This window comes from Kitasatospora sp. NPDC047058, from assembly GCF_040643935.1.
Lineage (GTDB): Bacteria > Actinomycetota > Actinomycetes > Streptomycetales > Streptomycetaceae > Kitasatospora.
Window position 1 is genome coordinate 1 of the sequence record NZ_JBEYVJ010000730.1, and the last position, 2,152, is coordinate 2,152.

Here is a 2,152-nt window from a genome sequence, read left to right on the forward strand (position 1 = left end):
GGGGCCGGGGCAGATGCGCCTCCGACGGGGTGACTGTGCGTCGGGGTGTGCCGGGTCATGTCAGGTCCGCGACGGTCGGACACTTAGCGTGACCACATGACCACAGATAGCTCTCTCGATGCCGCCGCGCTTCCGCGGGTCATCCGGCACCGCGGCCTGGCGCCGTTGTTCGTCTTCGCGCTGGCCCTGCTCACGCTCGTCGCCGCCATCACCCCCGCCGCGGCCGCGCGTCGGGCGGGCGGTGTGCTCGGGGTGAACCTCGTCAACAGCAGCGACCGCGACCTGACCTTCGCCGGCCTCCAGGTCACCAACGGGTGCGCCTACACCGACCCGCCGGCGCGCCTCGCCGCCCTCGGCGGTGCCGGGCAGTTCAACGTCGGCGTGTGCGAGGGCTCCAACGGCGCGGCGGGGACCGTCAGCTACCAGGTGGGCGGTGAGAGCCAGGGCACGGTGATCACGCTCGGCTGGAACGTGCCGGCCCCGCTCAACGAGCCGAACACCTTCACCGAGACCGCGCCCACCGGCTACCTGGCGCGCCACACCGGGGGCACCGACTCCTTCACCCCCGTCACCTTCACCGTCGACTGCAACTCCACCACCTGCGACGGGATCCCGGACGACTGGAAGCGCAACGGCGTCACGATCAAGCCCAGCGACGGCAGCCCCGACCAGTTCATCGACCTCAAGGCGATGGGCGCCGACGTGAACAAGCCGGACATCTTCGTCCAGGTCGACTGGATGGCCGACGACACGCACAGCCACGCGCTCACCAGCGACGCGATCAGGAAGGTCGTCGACGCCTTCAAGAACTCCCCGTTCAACCGGCACAGCCCCACCACCGGGATCAACCTGCACGTCGACGCGGGGCCGGACAGCATCCTCGACTTCACCAAGAACACCACCTGGGGAACGCTCAGCAAGGCGAAGAAGCAGACCGAGGCGGCCAACCTCGGGACGGTGGACTCCAACGGCCGCTACCTGTGGAACGACTTCAACAAGATCAAGACGGCCACGGGCGGCTTCGTCAGCACCGGACGGAGCTCGATCTTCCACTACGCCATCGCGGCGCACAACCTCCAGCCCGGCGTCACCTACAGCGGTGTCGCCGCCGGCGTCCCGGGCAGCGACTTCATCGTCAGCCTGGGCAGCTTCGACAACCAGGTCGGCAGCACCAACCAGCAGGCCGGCACGCTGATGCACGAGCTGGGACACGACCTGGGCCTCAAGCACGCCGGGAGCGCCGACACGCCCAACCACCAGCCGCAGTACTTCAGCGTGATGAACTACTCCTACCAGATGGGCGGCCTGGCGGTCGGCACCACCACCGGCGTCATGGACTACTCCCGGGCGGCGGGCTCGCTGAGCGAGCCGGTGCTGAACGAGCGCCAGTTCCCGGCCAGCACCGGCGGCTACGACGTCACGCACTGGTGCCCGAACACCAAGCAGGGCTCCCGGTTCGTCACCGTCGAGGCCAGCGCCGCCCAGGTCGACTGGAACTGTGACGGCATGATCAACCAGAACACCGTCGCGTTCGACACCAACAACGACGGGCTCCAGACCACGCTCAACGGCCACGACGACTGGGGCAGCATCCAGCTGCGCGGCGGCTCGATCGCCCACCCGGCCGCGACCGGCGTCCCGGCACCGACCGAGGAGAACGAGGTCAACGTCGAGGAGGCCGCGATGGAGCTGCCCCTGGACACCCAGGCGCCGGTCACCACCGCGCACACCGACCCGCGCCCCGACCGGCACGGCGTCTACCACTCGGACGTGCGGGTCACCCTCGACGCCACCGACGACATCAGCGGCGTCGCGATGACCGACTACCGCATCGACGGCGGCGAGTGGACGCGCTACACCGGGCCCTTCACGGTGAGCGGCGACGGCCGCCACGAGGTCGCGTTCCGCTCGGACGACCACGCGCAGAACGTGGAGCAGGAGCAGTGCCTGGAGATCCGGATCGACTGCGACCCGCGTGACCCGCAGCCCTGGGACACCTCCGACGAGTCGCTGGAAGGCTGAGCCGACCGGCACCCCGCGACACCACCCGGGCCCGGGCCACCGCAAGGCGGCCCGGGCCCGTGGTGCACCCCCCTGCACCCCGCGTGATGGCACGCAGCCTCGCCGCAGGCGCGTTCGGACGGCCCGTACC

The 2,152-nt window shown here is 70.1% G+C and carries 1 protein-coding gene; it reads left to right on the forward strand.

Annotated features, from left to right (window positions below; translation table 11 throughout):
* The first annotated feature begins 96 nt into the window (after positions 1-96).
* Complete coding sequence (locus tag ABZ885_RS39890) at positions 97-2,022, forward strand: hypothetical protein (protein ID WP_360199917.1); 1,926 nt, start codon at positions 97-99, stop codon at positions 2,020-2,022.
* Positions 2,023-2,152 lie beyond the last annotated feature (130 nt).

Coding starts and splice junctions, on each gene's coding strand:
- ABZ885_RS39890 (WP_360199917.1), top strand. CDS start 97: ATGACCACAGATAGCTCTCTCGATGCCGCCGCGCTTCCGCGGGTCATC.